Origin of the sequence: Cellulosimicrobium protaetiae, from assembly GCF_009708005.2 — a bacterium.
GTDB classification, from domain to species: domain Bacteria; phylum Actinomycetota; class Actinomycetes; order Actinomycetales; family Cellulomonadaceae; genus Cellulosimicrobium; species Cellulosimicrobium protaetiae.
On record NZ_CP052757.1, the window covers coordinates 3,303,144 to 3,326,603 of the forward strand.

Genomic DNA, 23,460 nt, shown 5'->3' on the forward strand with positions numbered 1-23,460 from the left:
TACGCGAGCGGTCAAGCGCCGCGATCAGGCCGACGTGCGCGCACCCGGGCGCTGGACCACCAGCAGGACCGCGATCCCGACGACCGCCGTCGCGACGACGGTCTGCCACCGCAGCCCGACCACTCCGAGGACGTCGAGCAGGACGGCCATGACCATCTGGCCGCCGACGACCGTGATCGTGAGGACGAACGTGCCGAGGTGGCGCACCGCGAACGCGGCCGCCACGGTGATGAGCGTCCCGAGCGGGCCGCCCAGGTAGAGCCACCACTGCCCGGGGAGCGTGACGCCGTCGAGCCCGCCGAGGGCCGCGACGAGCGCGCAGACGACGGAGATGCCGACGAGCCCGCCCGTGACAGAGGTGAGGGTCGCGACGACCGGGTCGCCCGTGAGCTGTGTGACCCGGCCGTTCCCGGCCTGCTGCCCGCACAGGACGGCGCCGCCGACGAACAGCGCGACCCCGGCGAGGACGGCGCCCCACCCCGCGTCGGTCGTCGCGCCACCGAGCACCGCGACGCCCAGGCCGACGAGCGCCGCGAGGCCCGCGGCGGCCCGGCGCGGCGTGAGCCGCAGCGGGGCGGAGAGCCCGACGCCCCGCGCGTCGAGCGCGAGGCCCGCGACCGTCTGGCCCGCGACCGAGCACACGGACGCGACCGCGACGCCGACGAGCGGGACCCCGGCGGCCATGGCGACGACGATCGGGACGCTGCACAGCCCGACCGCGAACCACCACCAGGACGCCGAGGTGCGCACGACGTCGAGCGTGGACCGGGTACGCCGAAGGGCGACCACCACGAGCACGGTCGCGAGGAGTGTCCCGACGTAGGAGAGCCAGGCGGCGACCACAGGCCCCGTCCCCGCGGCGGCGAGGTCGCCGTTGAGGCGGCCCTGGAGCGACAGCACGGCGCCGCTGCCCGCGGCGACGAGCGCCGCGAGGGTGACGCGGGTCGCCGGGCCGGACGCGGGTGCGGACGGGGTCACGGGTGCCTCTCGGGGACGAGGCCGACGAGACGGCCCGGACGTCGACGACGCCCTGCGACGCCCCCGGAGGGGCGCCGCGCGAAGGTCGGGGTGACAGGATTTGAACCTGCGACCTTCCGCTCCCAAAGCGGACGCGCTACCAACCTGCGCCACACCCCGTCGCCCGCCGCGGCGGCGGGCCAGGGCAAGTGTACTGGCGGGCGGGAGCGCCCTCGTCGGGCCACCGGAGCACCACCCGTGCGGCGACGGCTCGCCGGTGGCAGGCAGGCGACGCGAACGGTCACCGACGTTTGCTAAGGTTGCGGCCGCAGGTCGGCGCCGCGCCGGTCCTCGGCCCTGGCCGGGGAGCCCGGATCCCGGTCCCACGGCCCACGCGGGCGTAGCTCAATGGTAGAGCCCCAGTCTTCCAAACTGGCTACGCGGGTTCGATTCCCGTCGCCCGCTCCGATCTCTTCGCCGAGCACCGTCCTGGACGCCGCTCTCGAACCTGACGAAGGGCGTCCCGCCGAGGCGGCGGGACGCCCTTCGTCGTCTCGCCGCACGCCCCGTCCCTCCGCCCGCCCGGGTGCCGACGGCCCACCTGCCGGACGACCGTCTCGTGGACGGCGTTGCAGGGTCCGGACGCGGACCGATAGCCTCGGGTCACACGCGCCGCGCCGCCCGGACCGCCGGGCTCCCGCGGCGCGACCGACCAGGAGGAGCGAGGAATGACCGCGACGATCGCGCGTCCCGCATCGCTGCACGGCGCCGTCTCGCGCCTCTCCTGTTGTCGCTGTCTCGGCTGTCGCTGACCACCCGCCGCCGCCCCCGAGCGCATCCGCGCCGCCCCAGGCCGCACCGTCCGCACGAGCCCGCACCCGCCGTCGCGCCCGCGCGCCCGCACCGCTCCCGCGAGACGCTGAGCACCGTGGCCACGGACCCGACGGCCCTCATCCCCTGAGCGGTACCCCCACCCCGGCTCACCCCGAGCCGTCGACAGAAGAGGAAGTCATGGCACGCATCTACGACGACGTCACGAAGCTCGTCGGCAACACCCCCCTCGTCCGACTCAACAAGCTCACCGAGGGCCTCGGCGCGACGGTCGTCGGCAAGCTCGAGTTCTACAACCCGGCGAACTCCGTCAAGGACCGCATCGGGGTCGCGATCATCGACGCCGCCGAGGCCTCGGGCGACCTCAAGCCGGGCGGGACGATCGTCGAGGCGACGTCCGGCAACACCGGGATCGCGCTCGCGATGGTCGGCGCGGCGCGCGGCTACGACGTCGTGCTGACGATGCCGGAGACGATGTCGAAGGAGCGCCGTGCGCTGCTGCGGGCGTTCGGCGCAGAGCTCATCCTCACCCCGGGCTCGGAGGGCATGAAGGGCGCGGTCAACAAGGCCGACGAGGTGGTCGCCGAGCGCGAGGGCGCGATCCTCGCGCGCCAGTTCGCCAACGAGGCGAACCCCGAGATCCACCGGCGCACGACGGCCGAGGAGATCTGGGCGGACACCGACGGCGCGGTCGACATCGTGGTCGCGGGCATCGGCACGGGCGGCACGATCACGGGCGTCGGGCAGGTGCTCAAGGAGCGCAAGCCGGGCGTGCAGGTCGTGGCGGTCGAGCCGGAGGAGTCGGCGATCCTCAACGGCGGCCAGCCCGGCCCGCACAAGATCCAGGGCATCGGCGCGAACTTCGTGCCCGAGATCCTCGACACCTCGGTCTACGACGAGGTCATCGACGTCAACGCCGAGACCGCCGTCGAGTACGCGCGCCGCGCCGCGAAGGAGGAGGGCCTGCTGGTCGGCATCTCGTCCGGCGCCGCGATCGCCGCCGCGCTCCAGCTCGCCGCGCGCCCCGAGAACGCGGGCAAGCTCATCGTGACGATCATCCCGTCGTTCGGCGAGCGCTACCTGTCCTCCGTGCTCTACGCCGACCTGCTGGACTGACGTGACCGACCCACGGCCCCACCACCGGACGGTCGGCTACCGGCTGCGCCGGTTCGTGCGCGTGCTCGGCGAGGACCTCGAGGCGGCCCGACGGCGCGACCCCGCCGCCCGCAGCCGCCTCGAGGTCGCGCTGGCGTACCCGGGCGTGCACGCCGTGTGGGCCTACCGGCTCGCGCACCGCATGTGGCGCGAGCCGCTCCTGCGCCTCCCGGCCCGCCTGGTCTCTCAGGTGGCACGGGCGCTGACCGGCGTGGAGATCCATCCCGGCGCGCGCATCGGCAGGCGGCTCTTCATCGACCACGGCATGGGGGTCGTCGTGGGCGAGACGGCGGTCGTCGGCGACGACGTGGTGCTCTTCCACACGTCCACGCTCGGCGGTCGGTCGATGAAGCGCGGCAAGCGGCACCCGACGCTCGGGGACCGTGTGGTGGTCGGGGCGGGGGCGAAGATCCTCGGGCCGGTCTGGGTCGGCGACGACGTGCAGGTGGGGGCCAACGCCGTCGTCGTCAAGGACGTGCCTGCCGGTGCGGTCGCGGTCGGTGTCCCGGCGAGGATCCGGATGCCCGCGACGACGCCCGCGGCGCGGGACGCCGTCGAGGACCCGTCGCTCCTCATCGAGTACGTCATCTGAGCACGGACGAAGGGCCGCCGTCGGGCACGACGGCGGCCCTTCTCTCCTCGTTCTTGTTCTAGTTACGCTAGAACAACTAGACTGGGGTCGTGATGTTCCGCATCGACCCGCAGGCCGACGAGCCGCTGTTCGCACAGCTCGTCGCGCAGGTGCGCCTCGGCGTCGTCCAGGGGCGGCTCGCGCCGGGCGAGCGGCTCCCCGCGGCCCGCGAGCTCGCCGAGGCGCTCGACGTCAACGTGCACACCGTGCTGCGCGCCTACCAGGAGCTGCGCGACGAGGGCCTCGTCGACCTCCGCCGCGGGCGCGGCGCCGTCGTCACGGCGCCGCCCGCCGTCGACCTCACGTCGCTGCGGGCCGCGGTGGACCGCGTCGCGGCCGAGGCACGTTCCCTCGCCCTGCCGCCCGAGACCGTCCTGACCCTCGTGAAGGAGGCCCTCCGATGACCCGAGCCGCCCCGCGCCGCTCCCCCGGACGTCCGACCGCGGACGGTCGCCCGCGCCCGGACGACCACCGCACCCTCGCGCTCCTCGTCGGCGTCGCGGGTGCGGTCGTCACCGTGGTCGCGGCGCTCGTCGCGCTGACCTGGTCCGCGGACCTCCCCGACCCCGTGGCGATCCACTGGGGCACGGGTGGCGCCGACGGCTTCGCGTCGCTCGGCGCGGCGGTCGCGGGGAGCACGGCGCTGGGCCTGGTCGCCTCCGCGGGGTTCGCCGCGATGACAGCGTTCCTCGGGCGGTCGGCCGCGAACCGGCGGGTCGCGGCGGGAGTCGCCGTCGGGCTCCCGGTCATGCTCGCCGTCCTCACCCTCGGGCCTCTCTGGATCCAGCGCGGCCTCGCCGACGCCCACGACGTCGGCGGCGTGAGCGCCGTGACGGCCGTCGCGCTGGGCGCCGGGCTCCTCGTGGGCGTCGTGGTCGGCGTGCTGATCCCGGGCGACCGCCCGGACCCGACCGACGCCGGGGTTCCCGACGACGCGCCCCGCGTCGCGCTCCGACCGGGCGAGCGGGCGGCCTGGGTCGGGCACGTGAGCGGTGGTCCGACGGTGCTCGTCGCGTTGGGTGCGATCGTCCTCACCACGGTCCTGGCGCTGGTCCTGCGCGAGTGGGCGCTCCTCCTCGTGCCGATCGTCCTGGGCCTGCTGCTCGTCGCGATGATGTCGTGGGTCGTGCGCGTGGACGAGGGCGGCCTGTCGGTCCGCTCGACGCTCGGGTTCCCCCGCACGCGCGTCCCGGTCGACGAGGTCGTGCGGGCCGACGTCGCCGAGGTCTCGCCGCTGCGCGACTTCGGCGGCTGGGGCTGGCGGGCCGGGCGGGGCGGCGCCGTCGGGATCGTCGTGCGTGCCGGCGAGTCGCTGCGCGTCGAGCGCACGGGCGGCCGGGCGCTCGTGGTCACGGTCGACGACGCCGGGACCGCGGCGGCGCTCCTCAACACCCTCGCCGACCGGGCGCGCCGTTGACCCTCGACGCCGAGGCGGTGCGCCGTGGCGTCGGCGCACGGTCGGGCGCGGCGGCACGCGGGCGCTCCCGGGCGCCGCGGAGGATCGGCTAGTCTGGAGCCGGGCGGTACCCGAGACTCTGCGTACCGGATACCCCCTGCCCGGCGCGCGACCGGGTACCGCCCGCATCCCTCCCGCCACGCACCACGCCTCGGCATCCGGCGCGGCGGGGACGCCCTGTACGAAGACCCTCGACGAGGAGGAGCCCGCATGCGTCTCGGCATCCACACCGGCTACTGGTCGGCCGGCCCCCCGGACGGCATCCAGGACGCGATCGTCGCGGCCGACCGCCTGGGCGTCGACTCCGTGTGGACCGCGGAGGCCTACGGGTCCGACGCGTTCACCCCGCTCGCGTGGTGGGGTTCGCGCACGAACCGGATCCGGCTCGGGACCGCCGTCGCGCAGATCTCCGCCCGCACGCCGACCGCGACGGCGATGGCGGCGCTGACGATGGACCACCTCTCGGGCGGCCGGTTCGTCCTCGGGCTCGGCGTCTCGGGCCCTCAGGTCGTCGAGGGCTGGTACGGGCAGCCGTACGCCCGCCCGCTCGCCCGCACGCGCGAGTACGTCCAGGTCGTGCGCGACGTGCTGCGCCGCGAGGCCCCCGTGACGTCCGCGGGACCGCACTACCCCCTCCCTCTGCCCGAGGGTGCGGGCACCGGGCACGGCAAGCCGCTGCGCTCGACCGTGCACCCGCTGCGCGCGGACCTGCCGATCCACCTCGCCGCCGAGGGGCCCAAGAACATCGCGCTCGCGGCCGAGATCGCGGACGGCTGGCTCCCGCTGTTCTACTCGCCGCGCATGGACGCGACGTTCCGCGAGCTCCTCGCGGACGGGTTCACGAAGCGCTCCCCCGAGCGCTCGCCCGAGGCCGCGTTCGAGGTGAGCGCGACCGTACCCGTCGTCGTCCGCGAGCACGTCGAGCAGGCCGCGGACCAGGTGCGCCCGTTCCTCGCGCTGTACGTCGGCGGCATGGGTGCGAAGGGCGCCAACTTCCACCGCGACGCGCTCGACCGCCTCGGGTACGCCGAGGCGTGCGACGAGATCCAGGCCCACTACCTCGCCGGGCGCAAGGACCTCGCGGTCGCTGCCGTCCCGACGGCGATGGTCGAGGACGTCGCGCTCGTCGGGCCTCCGGAGAAGATCGCCCGCGACCTCGTCGCGTGGCGCGAGACCGCCGTCACGACGCTCCTCGTCCAGGGCGACGCGACGGCCGTGCAGACGCTCGCCCCGCTCCTCGCCTCCCCGTCCTCCCGTTGAGTGCTGGGTATCCGTCGCCGCCCGGAGGATCAGACGACAGATGCCCAGCACTCAACGGGCGGGGGTGTCGTCCTCGGGGAACCAGACCGCTCGGCGCAGGTCGACGCGGCGCCCGTCGCGCGACAGCGGGCATCCCTCGGCGCGCAGCTCCGTGAGCGCCGCGTCGAGGTGGTGCGCGGGCGGTGAACCCGCCGCGTTGACGACGCGCCACCACGGGACCGGCGCGCCGTCGTCGTCGACGCCCGACGACCCGGCGAGCACCTGACCGACCTGACGGGGGCCACCGCGGCCCAGCGACTCGGCGACGATCTCCGCGACGAGCCCGTACGTCGTCGCCCGCGCCGGCGGGATGCGCCGGACGAGCGCGAGCACGGCGACCGCGTACTCCGCGGCGAGTGCCGTGCGGTCGGTCCCCGCGGGCGCCGGGCCGTCCGTGCGCCCGCCCGTCGCGCGACCGCGCGTGCCTCGTGCCATGGGGCCCGACCCTAGCCGCCGCATTTGTCCTGGCGCGAGGTGTGCCGAGCCGGGAGGATCGGACGCATGAGCGACCACACCACCGCGCGCCTCCCCGACGGCTACGACCTCGTCCCCCTCACGACGGACGACCTGCGCGAGGTGCTCGACCTCGACACGACGACGTTCCCCTCTCCCGTCGAGGTCGACGAGCTCGTCGACCTCCCGTTCCCCCTCACGTGGGAGCGCACGCTGGGCGTGGTCCAGGAGCGCGAGGACGACGACGCGCCGCCCGTCGACGGCGCGCGGCCCGTGCGTCGCGAGCTCGTCGGGATGCATGCCTCGTACCCGTTCGCGCGGTTCCCCGTACCCGGCGCGACCGCTCCGGTCGCGGGTCTGACGTGGGTCGCGGTGCACCCGGGCCACCGCCGCCGCGGGATCCTCACCGCGATGATCGACACGCACCTCGCGCGCTGCCGCGAGCGCGGGGAACCGCTGTCCGCGCTCTTCGCCGCGGAGGCCGCGATCTACGGGCGCTTCGGGTACGGCAAGGCCGCGGACGACCTGCGCCTCACGGTGCCCCGCGGGGTCGCGCTGCGCGACGTCCCCGGCGCCGAGCGCCACACCGTGCGCATCGAGCGGGCCGACCGCGAACGCCACGGCGCGCTCGTCGCCGCGCTCCACGAGCAGGCGGGCGCCGACGCGACCGGCCAGGGCGCCGGGATCAACCGCCCCGGCTGGGCGACGCGCGAGACGCCCGAGCTCCAGGCGACGTTCTGGGACGACGCGAAGGTGTGGCGCAAGGACCGCGAACCCACGCGCATCGCGATCGTCGAGCTCGACGGCGAGCCGCGCGGGTACGCGCGGTTCCACCGCAAGCTGTCCTGGGAGGTCACCGGCCCGCGCGGTCCGGTGAGCACGGGCGAGGTCGTCGCGCTCGACGCGGCGGCGGCGCGCGCCCTGTGGGGCGTCCTCACCGACCTCGACCTCACGCACGAGGTGACGCCCTTCATGCTCCCCGTGGACGACGTCGTCACGAGCCTCCTCGTGGACCCGCGGTCGGCCGCGCCACGGCTCGCGGACAACCTCTGGGTGCGCGTGGTGGACGTCCCGGCCGCGCTCGCCGCGCGTCGCTACGCGGCCGACGTGGACGTCGTCCTGCACGTGACCGACGAGCGCCTTGCCGAGAACGCCGGGCACTGGCGGCTGCGTGCCGGGGCCTTCGGGGAGGCGACGGCCGAGCGCACCGAGGACGCCGCGGACCTCTCGCTCGACGTGCGCGAGCTCGGCGCCGTCTACCTGGGCGGGACCTCGCTCGCGGCCCTCGGCGCCGCGGGGCTCGTCACCGAGCACGCCCCCGGCACCCTCGCCCGCGCGAGCGCGGCGTTCGGCTGGCCCGTCGCGCCGGTGTGCAGCTGGGTCTTCTGAGCCACGCGGCGCACCGGTCGGAGCGCCGTCAGGTCTGGCAGACCCCGCACCAGAACAGGTTGCGCCCCGCGAGCTCCTTCAGCAGCACGGGTGTCCCGCACACCCGGCACGGCAGCCCGTCGCGCCGGTAGACGTAGAACGACTCGTCCCTCGGCACGGCCCCGGGGTCGCCGTCCGTGTTCTGCCGGACGACCCGGCGCCCGGCGCCGGGCGCGGTCTCCGTGACCGGCGCCGGGCCCGGCGCGTCGCGGTCCTCGGGTCGCGTCGTGACGATCGCGCCGCGCCGCACGCCGTCGTGCATGAGGACGACGAGGTCGTCCCACAGTCCGCCGAGGACCTCGGTCGGGACGTCGCGACCGGGCCGCAGCGGGTCGAGCCCCGCCCGGAACAGCGACTCCGCACGGTAGATGTTGCCGACGCCTGCGACGACGTCCTGGTTCATGAGCAGCAGCGCGACGGCGCTCCGCGAGCGCCGCACGGCGGTCACGAACTCCTCGCGCGGGTCGGGCTCCCCCGGGCGAGGATCGCGGATCGGGTCGGGTCCGAGCCGACGTTCGACCTCGCCCTTCTCCGCTCCCGTGATCACCTCGCACGCCGTGGGCCCGTTGAGGTCGGCGACGGCGTGCCGCCCGAGCAGCCGCGCACGCACGGCGCCGCGCGGTGCCGGAGGGGACCAGGCGTCGTCGGGCGACTCCTCGACGGGCTCCGCCGGCACGGTCTCGCGCTCCCCGACCCGTCGGCGCGGGGCGCCGATCGCGTGGACGACGGCGGTGCTGCCGTCGCCGGCGAACGTCCAGGCGCCGTAGAGGCCAAGGTGGACGCGGAGCCAGCGGACGTCGTCGCGCCGTGCGACGGCAGACGGGTCGTCGAGGACGGCGCGGGCACGCGCGGGGTCCGCGAAACCGAGGAAGAGCTGTTTGCCCCACGCCTCGCTCGCGACGAGCACGTGCCCGTCGAGCAGGGCGGCACCCGCGGCGAACCGGCCCTGCGGGCTGCTCACCGCGAGCGTCTCGCCCGTGAACAGCTCGCCGAGGGCGCGCGCGAGCCGGTGGACGGTGTGCCCCTCGGGCACGTCAGGCGGAGGCGCCGCGCGCCGTCTCGTACGCCGCGAGCTGGTCGATCCGGCGCTGGTGGCGCGGGTCGCCGCTGAACGGCTCGGCGAGGAACGCGTCGACGAGCTCGACGGCCTCGTCCACGGAGTGCTGACGCGCACCCACCGCGACGACGTTCGCGTCGTTGTGCTGGCGGCCGAGACGCGCGGTCTCCAGGCTCCACGCGAGCGCGGCACGCACGCCGACGACCTTGTTGGCCGCGATCTGCTCTCCGTTGCCGGACCCGCCGATCACGACGCCGAGCGAACCGGGCTCGGCAGCGACGGCCTCGCCCGCCGCGAAGCAGAAGGACGGGTAGTCGTCCTGCGCGTCGTAGGTGTGGGCCCCGTGGTCGACGACGTCGTGCCCCGCTGCCTCGAGGTGCTCGACGAGATGGGTCTTGAGCTCGTAGCCCGCGTGGTCCGCGGCGATGTGAACGCGCATGGGCCCATCATGCCCCAGCGGCACACCTGGACGTCGGGGGGAGGCCGTAGCCTGAGACGCATGACACAGACCTCCCCGACGTCCACGCCGGCGTCCCCGTCCGGCACGACCGACCGGGCGCGCTCCGGCATCGACCTCGACGCGCTGGACCCCGCCGTCCGGCCGCAGGACGACCTCTACCGCCACGTCAACGGGCGCTGGCTCGCGACGCACGAGATCCCCGCGGACCGCGCCATGGACGGCGCGTTCCGCGCGCTGCACGACCAGGCCGAGCTGCACGTGCGCGAGATCATCACGGACCTCGGCGAGCAGGTGGCCTCGGGGGCCACGGACGTCGGGGCGGACGCCGCGAAGGTCGGCGCGCTCTACGCGAGCTTCATGGACACCGGCCGGATCGAGGCGCTCGGCACGTCGCCGCTGCAGACCGACCTCGCGCTGGTCGCGTCGGCGACGACGCAGGCGGAGCTCACCGGGGTGCTCGGTGCGCTGCAGCGCACGGGTGGCGCGGGTGCGGTCGGCTTCTGGGTCGACAACGACGCGAAGGACCCCGAGCGCTACGTCGCCTACCTGTACCAGTCCGGCCTCGGGCTGCCCGACGAGGCGTACTACCGCGAGGACCAGTACGCCCCGGTGCGCGAGAAGTACGTGCCGCACGTCGCGCGCATGCTCGCGCTCGCGGGCGTCACCGCCGAGACGTGGGGCGCAGCCCCCGAGGACGCGGCCACGCGGGTCCTCGCACTCGAGACGAGGCTGGCCGCGAAGCACTGGGACGTCGTCCGCGACCGCGACGCCGACCTCACCTACAACCCTCGCACGCTCGCCGCGCTCGCCGACGAGGCGCCCGGGTTCGACTGGCGCGCGTGGGTCCTCGCGCTCGGTGCGCCGCAGGGCTCGCTGGACGACGTCGTCGTGCGCGAGCCGGACTTCGCGGCCGGCTTCGCCGAGCTGTGGGCGAGCGAGCCGCTCGAGGACTGGAAGCTGTGGATGGTGTACCACCTGGTCACCGCCCGCGCGCCGTACCTCACCGACGAGATCGTCGAAGCCAACTTCGACTTCTACGGGCGCACGCTGTCGGGCGCCCAGGAGGTGCGCGAGCGCTGGAAGCGCGGCGTCTCCGTCGTCGAGGGCGCGCTCGGCGAGGCCGTGGGCGCGCAGTACGTGGCCCGGCACTTCCCGCCCGCGCACAAGGCGCGCATGGAGGAGCTCGTCGCCTACCTCGTGGAGGCGTACCGCGAGTCGATCACGACGCTCGACTGGATGACGGAGGAGACGAAGGAGAAGGCGCTCGCCAAGCTCGAGGCGTTCACTCCCAAGATCGGCTACCCGGTGAGGTGGCGCGACTACTCCGCGCTCGTCGTCGAGGCCGACGACCTCGTCGGCAACGTGCGCCGCGCCCACGCGTTCGAGCAGGACCGCGAGCTCGGCAAGATCGGCAAGCCGCTCGACCGCGACGAGTGGTTCATGACGCCGCAGACCGTGAACGCGTACTACAACCCGGGCATGAACGAGATCGTCTTCCCCGCGGCGATCCTCCAGCCACCGTTCTTCGACCCCGAGGCCGACGACGCCGTCAACTACGGCGGCATCGGCGCGGTCATCGGCCACGAGATCGGGCACGGGTTCGACGACCAGGGCTCCAAGTACGACGGCGCGGGCCGCCTCGAGGACTGGTGGACGACGACCGACCGCGAGGAGTTCGAGAAGCGCACCACGGCGCTCATCGCCCAGTACGACGCGTTCCGCCCCGCCCAGCTCGGCGAGGACGGGCCGCACGTCAACGGTGCGCTGACGATCGGCGAGAACATCGGCGACCTCGGCGGCCTGTCGATCGCGCTCAAGGCCTACCGGATCGCGCTCGGCCGACCGCTCGACGAGGCGCCCGTCGTCGACGGGCTCACGGGCATCGAGCGCGTGTTCCTCGGCTGGGCGCAGGTGTGGCAGTCCAAGGGCCGTGACGAGGAGGTCGTGCGCCGGATCGCGACCGACCCGCACTCCCCCAACGAGTTCCGCTGCAACGGCGTCGTGCGCAACGTCGACGAGTTCTACGCGGCGTACGACGTGCAGCCGGGCGACGCGCTGTACCTGGCGCCCGAGGAGCGCGTGCGCATCTGGTGACGGACAGCACGAAGGGCCCGCGGCGGTTCTCCCGCCGCGGGCCCTTCGTGCGTCGCGGAGCGCTTCGTGCGCCGCCGAGGTCGCCGGGCGTCGCCCGGCAACGGGTCAGAGAGTCCGGATCCCCGCGCGGGCGATGGTGAAGCCCTTGCCCGTCGCGTCGTCCCGGCACGTCATTCCTGTCTCCGCGCTGTCGCACGTGAACGGACCGACCGTCTTGGACGTGCCGTAGTCGAGGATCGCCGTGTCCCCCGGGGCCGCCTGGGGCTGCTCGGCCGCCGGGACGCACGGCTGCTCCACGCTGCCGTCGGCGTTCAGGACCACCTTGTAGCCGACGGTACCGGTGCAGCCGTCGACCGGGGCCGGCTGAGCGCCGAGCTGCGCGATGACGCACGTCGCGCTGACGTCCGTCACCTCGCACGTGATGTTGCGCGACTCGGACGCGAACGTCTCCGACACCGTGGGTTCGGCCGGAGCCGGCTCCTCGGCACCCTCCGTCGCGCTCGCGGCCGGCGGCGTCGTCGCGCCTCCCGCGGGGTCGCCGTCGCCCCCGCCGCCGAGCAGCGAGATCGCGAAGACGACCGCCCCGAGGACGAGCAGGGCGTCGACGACGATGAAGGCGATCCAGCCCGGGCTCAGCCGGTCGGACCCGCGGCCACCACCGCCCGCGCCGCGCCCGTTCCCGCGGCCCGCGGGCGGACGGGACGGCGTGCCGGACCCGCCCGACGCTCCCGCTGTCTGCGGCGTCGAGGCGCCGGCCGGCGGGTGGTAGGCCGGCTGCGACCCGGGCTGGTGCGGCACGGACGACGCGTAGCCCGCCTGCGGCGCCGGCTCGAACGAGGGAGCACCCGGTGCGGTGTAGGCGCTCGTCGCCGCGTACCCGGTCGTCGCCGGGTCCGACGTCGCGTAGGCCGGGCGGCTCGCTGCGGTCCCGACCGGAGCGGCGACGCCGAAGCCGCCCTGCTCCGTCGCGTAGCGCACCCGCTGCGGGGGCACCGGTGACGGCGCGGGGACCGCGGGCTGGGCCGCCGTCGGGAGCTGCGTGATCGGCGTGGCGTGCTGGACCGTCGTGGGCTGGAACGACGACGCGACGACGGTCGGCTGACCGTCCGCGGGGGTCGCGCGGGGGGCCTGGGCGGTCGGACCGCTCGTGGGCGCGAAGGACGGCGGCGCGGCGGACGCGGCGCCGGGCACCGGGCCGGCGAACGCCTGCGTCGGCTGCGCGTCGTGCCGACCGACCGCGGGCCCCGGCACGCCGCCGGGGGGCGGCGGCGGCGGTGGCACGGGTGCGTTCGGGGACATTCGGCTCCTCGCGGGCTCCTCGACGGACTCGCCCGGCACGACCGGGCGGCGGGCGCTCCTGACACCGCCCGCAACCTGACGAAGCATGGCACGAGGCACCCGTGCGGGTCGAACCCCGCCGACGGCCGGACCGTCCCGCCGGCGGGGTGCCGGGCCGGGACCGCGTCAGTCGAAGACCGGCCCCTGCGTACGCGTGCGCTTGATCTCGAAGAACCCGGGGGTGCTCGCGACGAGGACGCACCCGTCCCACAGCCGACCAGCGGCTTCGCCCTTCGGGGCGGGCGTCACGACGGGCCCGAAGAAGGCCGTGCCGCCGAACGCGACGACCGGCGTGCCGACGTCCTCGCCGACGCGCCCGATCCCCTCGGCGTGCGACGCGCGCAGCTGCTCGTCGTACGCGTCGGAGCCCGCCGCCTCGGCGAGCGACGCCGGCAGGCCCACCTCCGCGAGCGCCTCGCGCAGCACCGCGTCGTAGTCCGTGCGGCCGCCCGGGTGCAGGCGCGTCCCGATCGCGTCGTAGAGCGGCTTGACGACCTCCTCGCCGTGCTCGACGCGCGCGGCGGTGACCACGCGCACCGGACCCCAGGCCTTCTCCATGAGCTCGCGGTACTCCTCCGGCAGGTCCCGGCCCTCGTTGAGCACGGCGAGGCTCATGACGTGCCAGCGGACGGTGACGTCGCGCACCTGCTCGACCTCACCCATCCAGCGGCTCGTCATCCACGCCCACGGGCAGACGGGGTCGAACCAGAAGTCGGCGACGCGCACGGCGTCCTCGGTCGCGGTGGTGTCGGACGTCGCGGTGAGGGTCACGGGACGGGTCTCCTTCGTCGTGGGCGGCGCCCGGTGGACCCGGGTCGCCAAGGTGTCAGGGCGGCGCGCGCGGACGGCCGACGCCGTCGCCCACCCAGTCTCGACACCGGGCGGCCGCAGCGTATTCCCGGGAGGTATTCCCGGGGGCGGGCGCGGGCACCCGTGGGATGATCGTCCGTGGCCCACAGGCCGCCGTCGAGGCCGCCCGGCCCGACCCGAGACCGAGGAGATGCAGTGCCCGGAGAGAACCTCACCCGCGCCGAGGCGAGCGAGCGCGCGGCGATCGTCGACGTCCAGTCCTACGAGGTCGACCTCGACCTCACGACGGGGGCGACGACGTTCGCGTCGACGACCGTGGTGCGGTTCACCGCGACCGAGGGGGCGAGCACCTTCGTCGACCTCGTCGCCCCGACGGTGCACGAGGTCGTGCTCAACGGGCGCTCCCTCGACCCGGCGGAGGTCTTCGCGGACTCCCGCATCGCGCTCGACGGCCTGGCGGCCGAGAACGAGCTGCGCGTCGTCGCGGACTGCGCGTACACGAACACCGGGGAGGGGCTGCACCGCTTCGTCGACCCGGTCGACGGCGAGGTCTACCTCTACACGCAGTTCGAGGTGCCGGACTCGCGGCGCGTGTTCACCGTGTTCGAGCAGCCCGACCTCAAGGCGACGTTCGCGTTCTTCGTGACCGCGCCCGCCGCGTGGCAGGTCGTGAGCAACCAGCCGACGCCGGCGCCCGAGGCGCTGGGCACGAAGGCCGACCCGACGGGCACCGGCGCGGGCGACGTCGAGGTCGCGCGGTGGGCGTTCGAGCCGACGCCGCGCATCTCCTCGTACATCACCGCGCTCGTCGCGGGCCCGTACGTCGTCGAGCGCAGCGAGCTGACGTCGTCCGACGGCCGCACGATCCCCCTCGGTGTCTTCTGCCGTGCGTCGCTCGCGGACCACATGGACGCCGACTACGTGTTCGACAAGACGCGCGAGGGCTTCACGTTCTTCGAGTCCGCATTCGAGCACCCGTACCCGTTCGACAAGTACGACCAGCTCTTCGTGCCCGAGTACAACATGGGCGCGATGGAGAACGCCGGGTGCGTGACGTTCACCGAGACGTACGTGTTCCGCTCCAAGGTGACCGACGCGGTCAAGGAGCGTCGCGTCGTGACGATCTTGCACGAGCTCGCGCACATGTGGTTCGGCGACCTCGTCACCATGAAGTGGTGGAACGACCTCTGGCTCAACGAGTCGTTCGCCGAGTACGCCTCCACGCTCGCGACCGCCGAGGCGACCGAGTGGACCGAGGCCTGGACGACGTTCGCCGCGATGGAGAAGTCGTGGGCGTACCGCCAGGACCAGCTCCCCTCGACCCACCCGATCGTCGCGACGATCAACGACCTCGAGGACGTCTTCGTCAACTTCGACGGCATCACCTACGCCAAGGGCGCGTCGGTGCTCAAGCAGCTCGTCGCCTGGGTCGGCAAGGAGCAGTTCCTCGCCGGCGTCGCCGCGTACTTCCGCAAGCACGCCTGGGGCAACACCGAGCTGCGCGACCTGCTCGTCGAGCTGGAGGCCACGAGCGGGCGCGACCTCACGCAGTGGTCCGCGCTGTGGCTCGAGACGGCGGGCGTCAACACGCTGCGCCCGGAGTTCGAGCTCGACGCGCACGGGCGCTTCACGACGTTCACCGTCCTGCAGTCCGCTGCCGCCGACCACCCGACGCTGCGCCCCCACCGTCTCGGCATCGGCCTCTACGACCTCGTGGACGGAGTCCTCACGCGGGTGCACCGCGTCGAGGTCGACGTCGACGGCGCCCGCACCGAGATCCCCGAGCTCCTCGGGCTCGACCGTCCCCAGCTCGTCCTGCTCAACGACGACGACCTCGCCTACGCGAAGATCCGCCTCGACGACGCGTCGCTCCAGGTCGCCACCGAGCACCTCGCCGACCTGGCCGACCCGCTGGCCCGCTCGCTCGTCTGGGGCTCCGCGTGGGACGCGACGCGCGACGGCGAGACCCCGGCCGGCGACTACGTCCGCCTCGTGCTCGGCAACATCGCCCGCGAGACCGAGTCGACGACGATCCGCACCACGCTCAACCAGCTCGCGCTCGCCGCGAAGTCGTACGTCTCGCCGGAGCGCAGGGACGAGACCCTCGCGCACGTCGGCGACGTGCTCTGGTCGCTCGCGCAGGACGCCGCCCCGGGCTCTGACCTGCAGTTCCAGCTCGTGAAGTTCTTCGCCCACCTCGCGTCGACGCCCGAGCACGGGACGGTGCTGCGCGCGCTGCTCGACGGCACGCGGACCCTCGACGGGCTCGAGATCGACACGGACCTGCGCTGGGAGATCCTCGAGGGCCTCGTCCTCCTCGGGCTGGCGGACGACGCCGAGATCGAGGCGACCCTCGTCGCCGACTCGACGGCGACGGGCCAGCAGTCGGCCGCCCGCGCCCGGGCGACCGTCCCGACCGCCGACGCGAAGCGCGCGGCGTTCGACCGGCTCGTCGGCTCGGAGGACGCCCCCAACGCGATCGTCCGAGCCACGACGCTCGGCTTCCAGCACGTCAACGACCCGGCCGCGCTCGCACCGCTCGTCGGCCCGTACTTCGACGCGCTGCTGCCGCTCTGGGAGGAGCGGTCGTACCACATCGCCGAGGCCCTGGTCACCGGCCTGTACCCCGCGCCGCTCGCCACCACCGAGCTGCGTGACGCCACGCAGTCCTGGCTCGACGCGAACCCCGACGCCGCGCCCGCGCTGCGCCGACTCGTCGTCGAGAACCTCGCCGGTGTCGAGCGCGCCCTCACCGCCCAGGCCGCCGACGCCTGACCTCACCCACCACCGACGAACGCCGGGCAGCTCCCACGACGGGAGCGGCCCGGCGTTCGTCGTCCGACCTGTTCACCGTGCACACCTGGCGCGACGGCGGGGGGCCGCCACCCATCGCAGGGCACCGTACCGGGGTGGTCTCGTTCCCTGCGACGACTGGCTGCTCCCGAGTCCCCACCACTCGCCGAGGTAGAACCGTGGTCGGCCGAGGGAGAACCCTGGTCCGCCGAAGTGGAACGTTGGTCGTCCGAAAGAGAACCGTGGTCTTGCACGACGGCGTTCGCTCACCCGTCGCGGTCGGGTCGTCGACGGCGGTCGACCACCAGGGCGGCCAAGAGCTCCGAGACGTCGCAGCCGGTCCGGCGCGCTCGGGGTCGGCCCGGGGACCCGGCCGTGTCACCTACGTGACCTGTCCGTGCCCGGCACCGGACCAGGGTGTGCGTGAACCGTCTGCCCGCGCGGGACGGGCCGCGCGCCTGTCCCTAGCCGAGCCCTGTGACGATACGGCTCGTCGGGCGGCCGGAGAGGGCCACGACCACATGCTCGGCGGAGCACGACGTTCGGCCCACGACGGCGACGCGCGAAGGTGCGTAACATGCGCGACCGCGACCGCGACCGCGAGACGCGAGACGCACCCCACCACGCGGGCAGTCGCCAGAGGCGAGCACAGACCAGGGCGAGACGACGCCGGGCGGGGTGGGTGGTGGTGCCGCGTCGTGGCGGGCCTGGCGGGAGCGACGCGAGGAACGAGCGGCGCGGATGGTAGACGCGGCACCACCACCCACCCCGACCACCCAGGGCGACCAGACCGCCGTCGGGCACAGTGACCACGGTTCTCCCTCGCGCGACCAGGGTTCTACCTCGGCCAACCAGGGTTCTACCTCGCGCGATCGGGGTTCTTCCTCGGCGGTCAGAGGGCGTCGTTCATCGCCTTGGCGAGCGAGCGGAGGCGGGCGGAGTCGAAGAGGTCCTCCAGGAGGACGACGTTGCCCGACGAGTCGCCGAGGGGCACCTTCCAGTTGGGGTACTCCTGATTCGTGCCGGGCTGGTTCTGCGAGCGTCGCTCCCCCACGGCGTCGGCGAGCGAGACGCCGAGCAGGACGGCGGGCGTGCTGCGGATCAGGCGGTGCAGGGCCTCGACGAGCTCGCGCTCGGACGGGTCGTCCCCGACGAGGCCGCGTTCGCGCAGGAACGAGACCATGGCGTCGCGCTCGGCACGGGCTGCGCGCCGCACGTCCGCGACGTCCTCGGTGAGGACCCCGAGGCGGTCGCGCAGCTCGACGTGCTCGCCCGCGAGGTAGCCGGCCGACGGCGGGAGGTCGTGCGTCGTGACGGTGGCGAGCGCGAGCCGGCGGTAGTCCTCCGGCGGCAGCGGCGCGCCGTCGCCCGTCTTCTCGAACCACAGCACGGACGTGCCGAGCACGCCGCGGTCGGCGAGGTAGTCGCGCACCCACGGCTCGAAGACGCCGAGGTCCTCCCCGATGACGATCGCCCCGGCGCGCTGCGCCTCGAGGCACAGGATGCCGATGAGGGCCTCGTGGTCGTAGCGGACGTACGCGCCGGCGTCGGCGCGCGCGCCGCCGGGGATCCACCAGAGACGGAAGAGCCCGATGACGTGGTCGATGCGGATCGCGCCCGCGTGCCGCAGGACGGTCCGCAGCATGTCGCGGTAGGGCGCGTACCCGGCGCGGGCGAGCGCGCGCGGGTGCCACGGCGGCTGGGACCAGTTCTGGCCCTGCTGGTTGTACATGTCCGGCGGCGCGCCGACGGAGACCCCGGTGGCGAGCACGCCGCGGTGCGCCCACACGTCGGCGCCCTCGGGGTGCACCCCGACCGCGAGGTCGTGCATGATCCCGACCGACATGCCGGCCTCGCGCGCCGCGCGCTGGGCGGCCCGGAGCTGCTCGTCGGCGACCCACTGGAGCCAGCAGTAGAACTCCACGCGGTCGGCGAGCTGGTCGCGCAGCGCCGCGACGGTCGGCCCGTGCGGGTCGTACGCGCCGGGCGGCCAGTCGCGGTCGCCGTAGTGGTCCGCGAGCGCGCACCACGTCGCGAAGTCCTCCAGACCTCGGCCCTGCTCGGCACGGAACGCGTCGAGCGACGCCTGGCGCGCGGTGGACCGAGGAGCCGCGAAGACGACCTCGAGCGCGGCCTTCTTCGCGTCCCAGGCGGCGTCGCGGTCGATCGGTCCGGGGTCGGTGTCGAGGTCCCGCACGGGGTCGAACGCCCACTCCACGAGCGAGCGGTCCGCGGCGGACAGGTACCCCGTCTCGCGGATGTCCTCGACGCGGACGTAGAGCGGGTTGACGAAGCGCCGGCTCGTCGGCAGGTACGGGGACGGTGTCAGGGGGGTCCGCGGCTCGGCGGCGTGCAGCGGGTTGACGAGCACGAAGTCGGCCCCCGCCTCGCGCGCGGACAGCCAGGCGAGGTCGGCGAGGTCGGCCAGGTCCCCGACGCCCCACGAGGCGCGCGAGCGCACCGAGTAGAGCTGGGCCATGAAGCCCCATGCGCGCCGCTCGACGACCGCGGCGGGCAGCTCGAGGCGCTGCGGCGTCACGACGAGCGTCGCGCGGGCCTGCGCGCCCTCGCTCTCGGCGTGCAGGACGTGCCACCCGAGGGGCAGGTCGGCGGGCACCTCGAACGTCGCGCGCCCCACGCGCCGGCCGTCGACCATGCGCGGCTCGACGAAGACGTCGAGCTGGCCGAGGTCGCGACGTTCACGCGGGGTCCGGGCGGCATGGTGCCCGGACGACTGGCCCCCGTGGCGCGACGGCTCGGCCTCGAGCTCGACCCACACCTCGACGGCGGACCCGTCGTGGACGTGCACGGGCAGGGGGACGGCGTCGCCCTGCCGCACGACCACGGTGGGCGGGAGCATCTGGCGCCACGCGTCGTCGCGCGAGTGCTCGAGGCTGACCGCCACCTTCTCGGGCGACGAGGCCGGGACGCCGAGGGCCTCGAGCACGGCGACGAGGGTCGAGGCGCGGACCTGGCGGCGCGACCCGTCGAAGTCCCAGAAGTCGGACGCGACACCGTGGGCGTCGGCCAGCTGCACCAACGGCTCGGGCAGGTCCGTCTGCGGGGGTTCGCTCACGCCTGCATCCTGCCAGAACGCGGGCCCGCGAGCAGCGCGTTCGCCCGGCGCGCCCAGGGACCGCCCACCTGCCCCGGGTACCCTGCGCTCATGCTCCTCCCCCTCCTCACCCCCTCCCTGGTGCTGCCCGCGGACGCCCCGCCCGAGGTGGCGAACGGCTTCGACCCGAGCAACCCGGACGACTGGTTGGAGTGGTTCGTCGGGCTGCCCCTGCGCATCCTGCTCATCGTCGCGATCGGCTCGATCGTCCTGGCGGTCCTGCGCCGGCTCATCCGCAAGGTCAGCGAGCACATCGCCGAGGGGACGCCGACGCTGCGGAGCAAGCGCCTCCAGGGCGTCGCGGAGTCCGGGGTGGGCACGGTCCTGCTCCGCGCGAACCCGCTCGCGAGCGCACGACGGGCGCAGCGCGCCCGCACGGTGGGATCGGTGCTGCGGTCCGTCGCGAACATCGTCGTCGGGGCGACGATCGTCCTCATGGTGCTCACCGAGCTCGGTGTGAACATCGCGCCGTTCCTCGCGTCGGCGGGCATCGCGGGCGTCGCGCTGGGCTTCGGCGCGCAGAGCCTCGTGAAGGACTTCCTGTCCGGGACGTTCATGCTGCTCGAGGACCAGTACGGCGTCGGCGACACGGTGGACTTCGGGGAGGTGACCGGCACGGTCGAGGAGGTCGCGCTGCGCGTGACGAAGGTCCGCGGCATCGACGGCACGCTCTGGTACGTGCGCAACGGCGAGATCCTGCGCACGGGGAACAAGACCCAGGAGTGGGGCCGGGCGATGGTCGAGGTACGGGTCGCCTACTGGGCGGACGTCGAGGAGGTCCGCGCCACGTTGCTCGCCGCGGCCGAGGACGTGCGCGCCGACCCCGTGCTGGGGACGTACTTCCTCGAGCCGCCCGAGGTCACGGGCATCGAGTCGATGTCCGCCGAGGCGCTGCAGCTCAAGGTGCAGGCCAAGACGCAGGCCGCGATGCAGTGGGAGGTCGCACGGGCGATGCGGGCGCGCGTGCGACAGGGGTTGTCGGACGCGCGGATCCCGCTGGCGGGGGCGCAGCAGGTGGTCGTCCTCGACCACTCGCCGTCGGTGCGCGACGACCGCGCGGACGACGGCACCGACGAGGGCCCGGGCTCCTCCGTACGGGACGAGCAGGCGGCGCGCGACCGCCGCGGCGCCGCCGCGGCCGTCGTGCAGGACCGCACCGGCGAGGCCGCCGGGCCGACCGCCTGAACCGGGTGGCGCCGTCGGGCACCTACGACGACGGCGCCCGACCGACGCGCGAGGCCCGGAGGGTCGCAGGATCAGCGCAGGCCGTCGAGCTCCGCGGCGAGGTTGTCGGCCTCCGGGCCGACGATGACCTGGACGACGCGGCCCGAGCGGACGACGCCGAAAGCGCCGGTCGCCTTGAGGCGCGCCTCGTCGACGAGCTGCGGGTCGGTGACCTCGACGCGCAGGCGCGTGATGCACGGCTCCAGGTCGACGACGTTGCCCTGGCCCCCGAGGGCTTCGAGGATCTGCTGTGCCTTCTGGTCCGAGGGGGTGCTCATCGAAAGTGTCTCCTGAGGCGAGTCGCGGGTGGGATCCGCGCGGGGGATCCGGGGTGTCGGGGTGCCGTGCACCTGGCAACAGCCTAGTCTCCTGGCGAGGTTGTCACCGGATCGACGCGGGCCCGCAACGGCGCAACAGGCGTGTGCCGCGCGCGTGCGACGGTCATGATGGTGGCGGGCACGCGTGCGCACCGGCCCGGGCACCCGGGTCGCACGCCCGAGGCGGACAGGAGCGAGGGTCGTGACGGGCGGAACCCAGGACGAGGCACGGCGGGTCATCACGGGCATCGGTGTGTGCCCCGGCACGGTGGTCGGGCCGGTGGTGCTCATGCCGGCACCGATCGAGGAGCCGGCACCCGGGCTCCGGATGGGCCCGCGCGAGGACCACGAGGCGCAGGCCCGGCGGGTCGACGCCGCGGCCGCGCAGGTCGCGGCCGACCTCCAGCGCGCGGCGGACGCCGCCGACGGCGACACGCGCGACGTGCTCGAGGCGACGGCCGCGATGGCGGGCGACCCCACCCTGGCCGCCGACGCGCGGCGCCGCGTCCTCGACGAGCACCTGGTGCCCGAGCGCGCGGTGTGGGAGGCCGCGCAGGAGGTCGTGCGGCAGTTCACCGAGCTCGGCGGGTACTTCGCCGAGCGCGCCCGCGACGTCGCGGACGTGCGCGACCGCCTCGTCGCGGTGCTGACCGACCGCCCTGCGCCCGGTGTCCCCGAGCATGCCGAGCCGTTCGTGCTCGTCGCGCCCGACCTCGCGCCGTCGGCCACGGCGGCGCTCGACCCGGCGCGCGTGCTGGCGATCGTCACCGACGGTGCGGGGCCGACGTCGCACACCGCGATCGTCGCCAACGCCAAGGGCATCCCCGCGGTCGTGGCCGCGACGGGGGCGAGCGCCGCGCTCGCGCCCGAGGACGTCGTCCTCGTCGACGGTGCCGCCGGGACGGTGGTCGTGCACCCGTCCGCGGAGCAGGTCGCGGCGGCACGGGCGCGGTCGCAGCAGGTGCGCACGTTCGACGGCACCGGTCGCACGCGGGACGGGCACCGCGTCCAGCTGCTCGCGAACGTCGGCGACCCCGCGGGCGCCGCGCCCGCGGCCGCGGCGGGCGCGGAGGGCGTGGGTCTGTTCCGCTCCGAGTTCTGCTTCCTCGACCGCGAGCAGCCCCCGACGGTCGAGGAGCAGGTCGCCGCCTACCGCACGGTGTTCCACGAGTTCGGCGGGCGCAAGGTCGTGATCCGCACCCTCGACTCCGGCGCCGACAAGCCGCTGCACTTCCTCACGGTCGACGACGAGGAGAACCCGGCTCTCGGCGTGCGCGGGCTGCGCACGGCCGCGCGCTGGCCGGAGCTGCTCGAGCAGCAGCTCGACGCCATCGCGCAGGCGGCCGCGGCCGAGGAGGCCGAGGTGTGGGTCATGGCGCCCATGGTCTCGACGGTGGGCGAGACCGAGTGGTTCGTCGAGCGCTGCCGCGCGCACGGTCTCGACGTCGCCGGCGTCATGGTCGAGGTACCGAGCGCGGCGCTGCTCTCCGGGCCGATCCTGGCCCGCGCGGCGTTCGCCTCCATCGGCACGAACGACCTCACGCAGTACACGATGGCCGCCGACCGTCTCCTGGGCTCGCTCGCCGAGCTGAGCGACCCGTGGCAGCCCGCGGTGCTGCGGCTCGTCGAGGCGACGTGCGCCGGCGGCGCGCAGCAGGGCAGGCCCGTGGGCGTGTGCGGCGAGGCGGCCTCGCAGCCCGTGCTGGCCGTCGTGCTCGTCGGGCTCGGGGTGTCGTCGCTGTCCATGACGGCCCGGGCGATCCCGGACGTCGCGGCGCTGCTGCGCGAGGTCGACCTCGACGAGTGCCGACGGCTCGCGCGGCTCGCGGTCGAGGCGGAGAGCGCGGCCGAGGCCCGCGCCGTCGTCCGCGAGAACCTCCCCGTGCTCGCCGAGCTCGGCCTCTGACGCGGACGGCGTGGCGCGGCGCCCGTCACGGCGAGCGCCGCGCTGGCCGCCCCGTGTGACGTGCGCCCCGGCCGCCGTGCGCGAGCCGGACAGGTCGCGCCCGGTGCGATGATGGGCCGGTGACGACCGAGCCCAG

Annotated in this window: 18 protein-coding genes and 2 tRNA genes; 11 read left to right on the forward strand and 9 right to left on the reverse strand. The window is 74.7% G+C overall.

From position 1 onward, the window contains the following. Positions 1-24 precede the first annotated feature (24 nt). Positions 25-978 (reverse strand): DMT family transporter, encoded by a 954-nt coding sequence (locus tag FIC82_RS14195; RefSeq protein ID WP_168731897.1) that lies wholly within the window; start codon positions 976-978, stop codon positions 25-27. 85 nt (positions 979-1,063) lie between these two features. Continuing rightward, a tRNA-Pro gene (locus FIC82_RS14200) sits at positions 1,064-1,137 on the reverse strand. Positions 1,138-1,351: 214 nt separating this feature from the next. Here FIC82_RS14200 and FIC82_RS14205 point away from each other — a divergent pair. The 6 genes from FIC82_RS14205 (at position 1,352) to FIC82_RS14230 (ending at position 6,290) form a co-directional block, all read left to right on the forward strand. Continuing rightward, a tRNA-Gly gene (locus tag FIC82_RS14205) sits at positions 1,352-1,422 on the forward strand. A gap of 546 nt (positions 1,423-1,968) precedes the next feature. After that, positions 1,969-2,904 carry a cysteine synthase A gene (cysK, locus tag FIC82_RS14210; protein ID WP_154798960.1) on the forward strand — a complete coding sequence of 312 codons (936 nt, stop codon included), beginning with the start codon at positions 1,969-1,971 and terminating at the stop codon, positions 2,902-2,904. Position 2,905: 1 nt separating this feature from the next. Continuing rightward, entirely contained in the window at positions 2,906-3,535 is a 630-nt protein-coding gene (gene epsC, locus FIC82_RS14215) for a serine O-acetyltransferase EpsC (RefSeq protein WP_253691188.1), read from the forward strand. Positions 3,536-3,624: 89 nt separating this feature from the next. Beyond that, the gene (locus FIC82_RS14220) at positions 3,625-3,978 is read left to right on the forward strand and encodes a GntR family transcriptional regulator (RefSeq protein WP_168731898.1); all 354 of its coding nucleotides are present in this window, start codon (positions 3,625-3,627) and stop codon (positions 3,976-3,978) included. Continuing rightward, positions 3,975-4,991, forward strand: coding sequence for a DUF1648 domain-containing protein (locus FIC82_RS14225; RefSeq protein ID WP_154798961.1), 1,017 nt, complete (start codon positions 3,975-3,977; stop codon positions 4,989-4,991). The genes FIC82_RS14220 and FIC82_RS14225 overlap by 4 nt, the downstream gene beginning before the upstream one ends. 249 nt (positions 4,992-5,240) lie before the next feature. Continuing rightward, positions 5,241-6,290, forward strand: a complete 1,050-nt coding sequence (locus FIC82_RS14230) for an LLM class F420-dependent oxidoreductase (RefSeq protein ID WP_154798962.1) — start codon at positions 5,241-5,243, stop codon at positions 6,288-6,290. A 51-nt stretch (positions 6,291-6,341) separates the two neighbouring features. Here the strand turns inward: FIC82_RS14230 and FIC82_RS14235 are convergent, their stop codons facing one another. Further along, a complete protein-coding gene (locus FIC82_RS14235; RefSeq protein WP_154798963.1) occupies positions 6,342-6,764 on the reverse strand; it encodes an MGMT family protein in 423 nt (140 codons plus the stop codon). 66 nt (positions 6,765-6,830) lie between these two features. On the opposite strand from FIC82_RS14235, the gene FIC82_RS14240 reads away from it, so the two are divergent. After that, the gene (locus tag FIC82_RS14240) at positions 6,831-8,171 is read left to right on the forward strand and encodes a GNAT family N-acetyltransferase (RefSeq protein WP_154798964.1); all 1,341 of its coding nucleotides are present in this window, start codon (positions 6,831-6,833) and stop codon (positions 8,169-8,171) included. 28 nt (positions 8,172-8,199) lie between these two features. Here FIC82_RS14240 and FIC82_RS14245 read toward each other — a convergent pair whose 3' ends face one another. After that, positions 8,200-9,243, reverse strand: a complete 1,044-nt coding sequence (locus tag FIC82_RS14245; RefSeq protein ID WP_168731899.1) for an Fpg/Nei family DNA glycosylase — start codon at positions 9,241-9,243, stop codon at positions 8,200-8,202. Position 9,244: 1 nt separating this feature from the next. Further along, entirely contained in the window at positions 9,245-9,706 is a 462-nt protein-coding gene (locus tag FIC82_RS14250) for a ribose-5-phosphate isomerase (RefSeq protein ID WP_154798965.1), read from the reverse strand. 60 nt (positions 9,707-9,766) lie between these two features. Here FIC82_RS14250 and FIC82_RS14255 point away from each other — a divergent pair, with 60 nt between their 5' ends. Then, entirely contained in the window at positions 9,767-11,821 is a 2,055-nt protein-coding gene (locus tag FIC82_RS14255; protein WP_154798966.1) for a M13 family metallopeptidase, read from the forward strand. 105 nt (positions 11,822-11,926) lie between these two features. Here the strand turns inward: FIC82_RS14255 and FIC82_RS14260 are convergent, their stop codons facing one another. Both FIC82_RS14260 and FIC82_RS14265 read right to left on the reverse strand, forming a co-directional pair. Beyond that, positions 11,927-13,120, reverse strand: a complete 1,194-nt coding sequence (locus FIC82_RS14260) for a hypothetical protein (RefSeq protein ID WP_154798967.1) — start codon at positions 13,118-13,120, stop codon at positions 11,927-11,929. Between the two features lie 165 nt (positions 13,121-13,285). Next, positions 13,286-13,930, reverse strand: a complete 645-nt coding sequence (locus FIC82_RS14265) for a mycothiol-dependent nitroreductase Rv2466c family protein (RefSeq protein WP_269808395.1) — start codon at positions 13,928-13,930, stop codon at positions 13,286-13,288. Between the two features lie 234 nt (positions 13,931-14,164). On the opposite strand from FIC82_RS14265, the gene pepN reads away from it, so the two are divergent. Then, entirely contained in the window at positions 14,165-16,744 is a 2,580-nt protein-coding gene (gene pepN, locus FIC82_RS14270; RefSeq protein ID WP_168731900.1) for an aminopeptidase N, read from the forward strand. Positions 16,745-17,654: 910 nt separating this feature from the next. On the opposite strand, the gene malQ is transcribed toward pepN, so the two are convergent. Beyond that, on the reverse strand, positions 17,655-19,838 hold the full coding sequence (malQ, locus tag FIC82_RS14275; RefSeq protein ID WP_168731901.1) for a 4-alpha-glucanotransferase: 2,184 nt from the start codon (positions 19,836-19,838) through the stop codon (positions 17,655-17,657). A gap of 90 nt (positions 19,839-19,928) precedes the next feature. On the opposite strand from malQ, the gene FIC82_RS14280 reads away from it, so the two are divergent. Further along, positions 19,929-21,062: a mechanosensitive ion channel family protein gene (locus FIC82_RS14280; RefSeq protein WP_216609908.1), complete on the forward strand. Its 1,134-nt coding sequence runs from the start codon at positions 19,929-19,931 to the stop codon at positions 21,060-21,062. A gap of 71 nt (positions 21,063-21,133) precedes the next feature. Here FIC82_RS14280 and FIC82_RS21195 read toward each other — a convergent pair whose 3' ends face one another. Further along, a complete protein-coding gene (locus tag FIC82_RS21195) occupies positions 21,134-21,709 on the reverse strand; it encodes a PTS sugar transporter subunit IIB (RefSeq protein ID WP_336240041.1) in 576 nt (191 codons plus the stop codon). On the opposite strand from FIC82_RS21195, the gene ptsP reads away from it, so the two are divergent. Continuing rightward, positions 21,621-23,324, forward strand: a complete 1,704-nt coding sequence (gene ptsP, locus FIC82_RS14290; RefSeq protein ID WP_168731902.1) for a phosphoenolpyruvate--protein phosphotransferase — start codon at positions 21,621-21,623, stop codon at positions 23,322-23,324. The genes FIC82_RS21195 and ptsP overlap by 89 nt on opposite strands. Positions 23,325-23,460 lie beyond the last annotated feature (136 nt).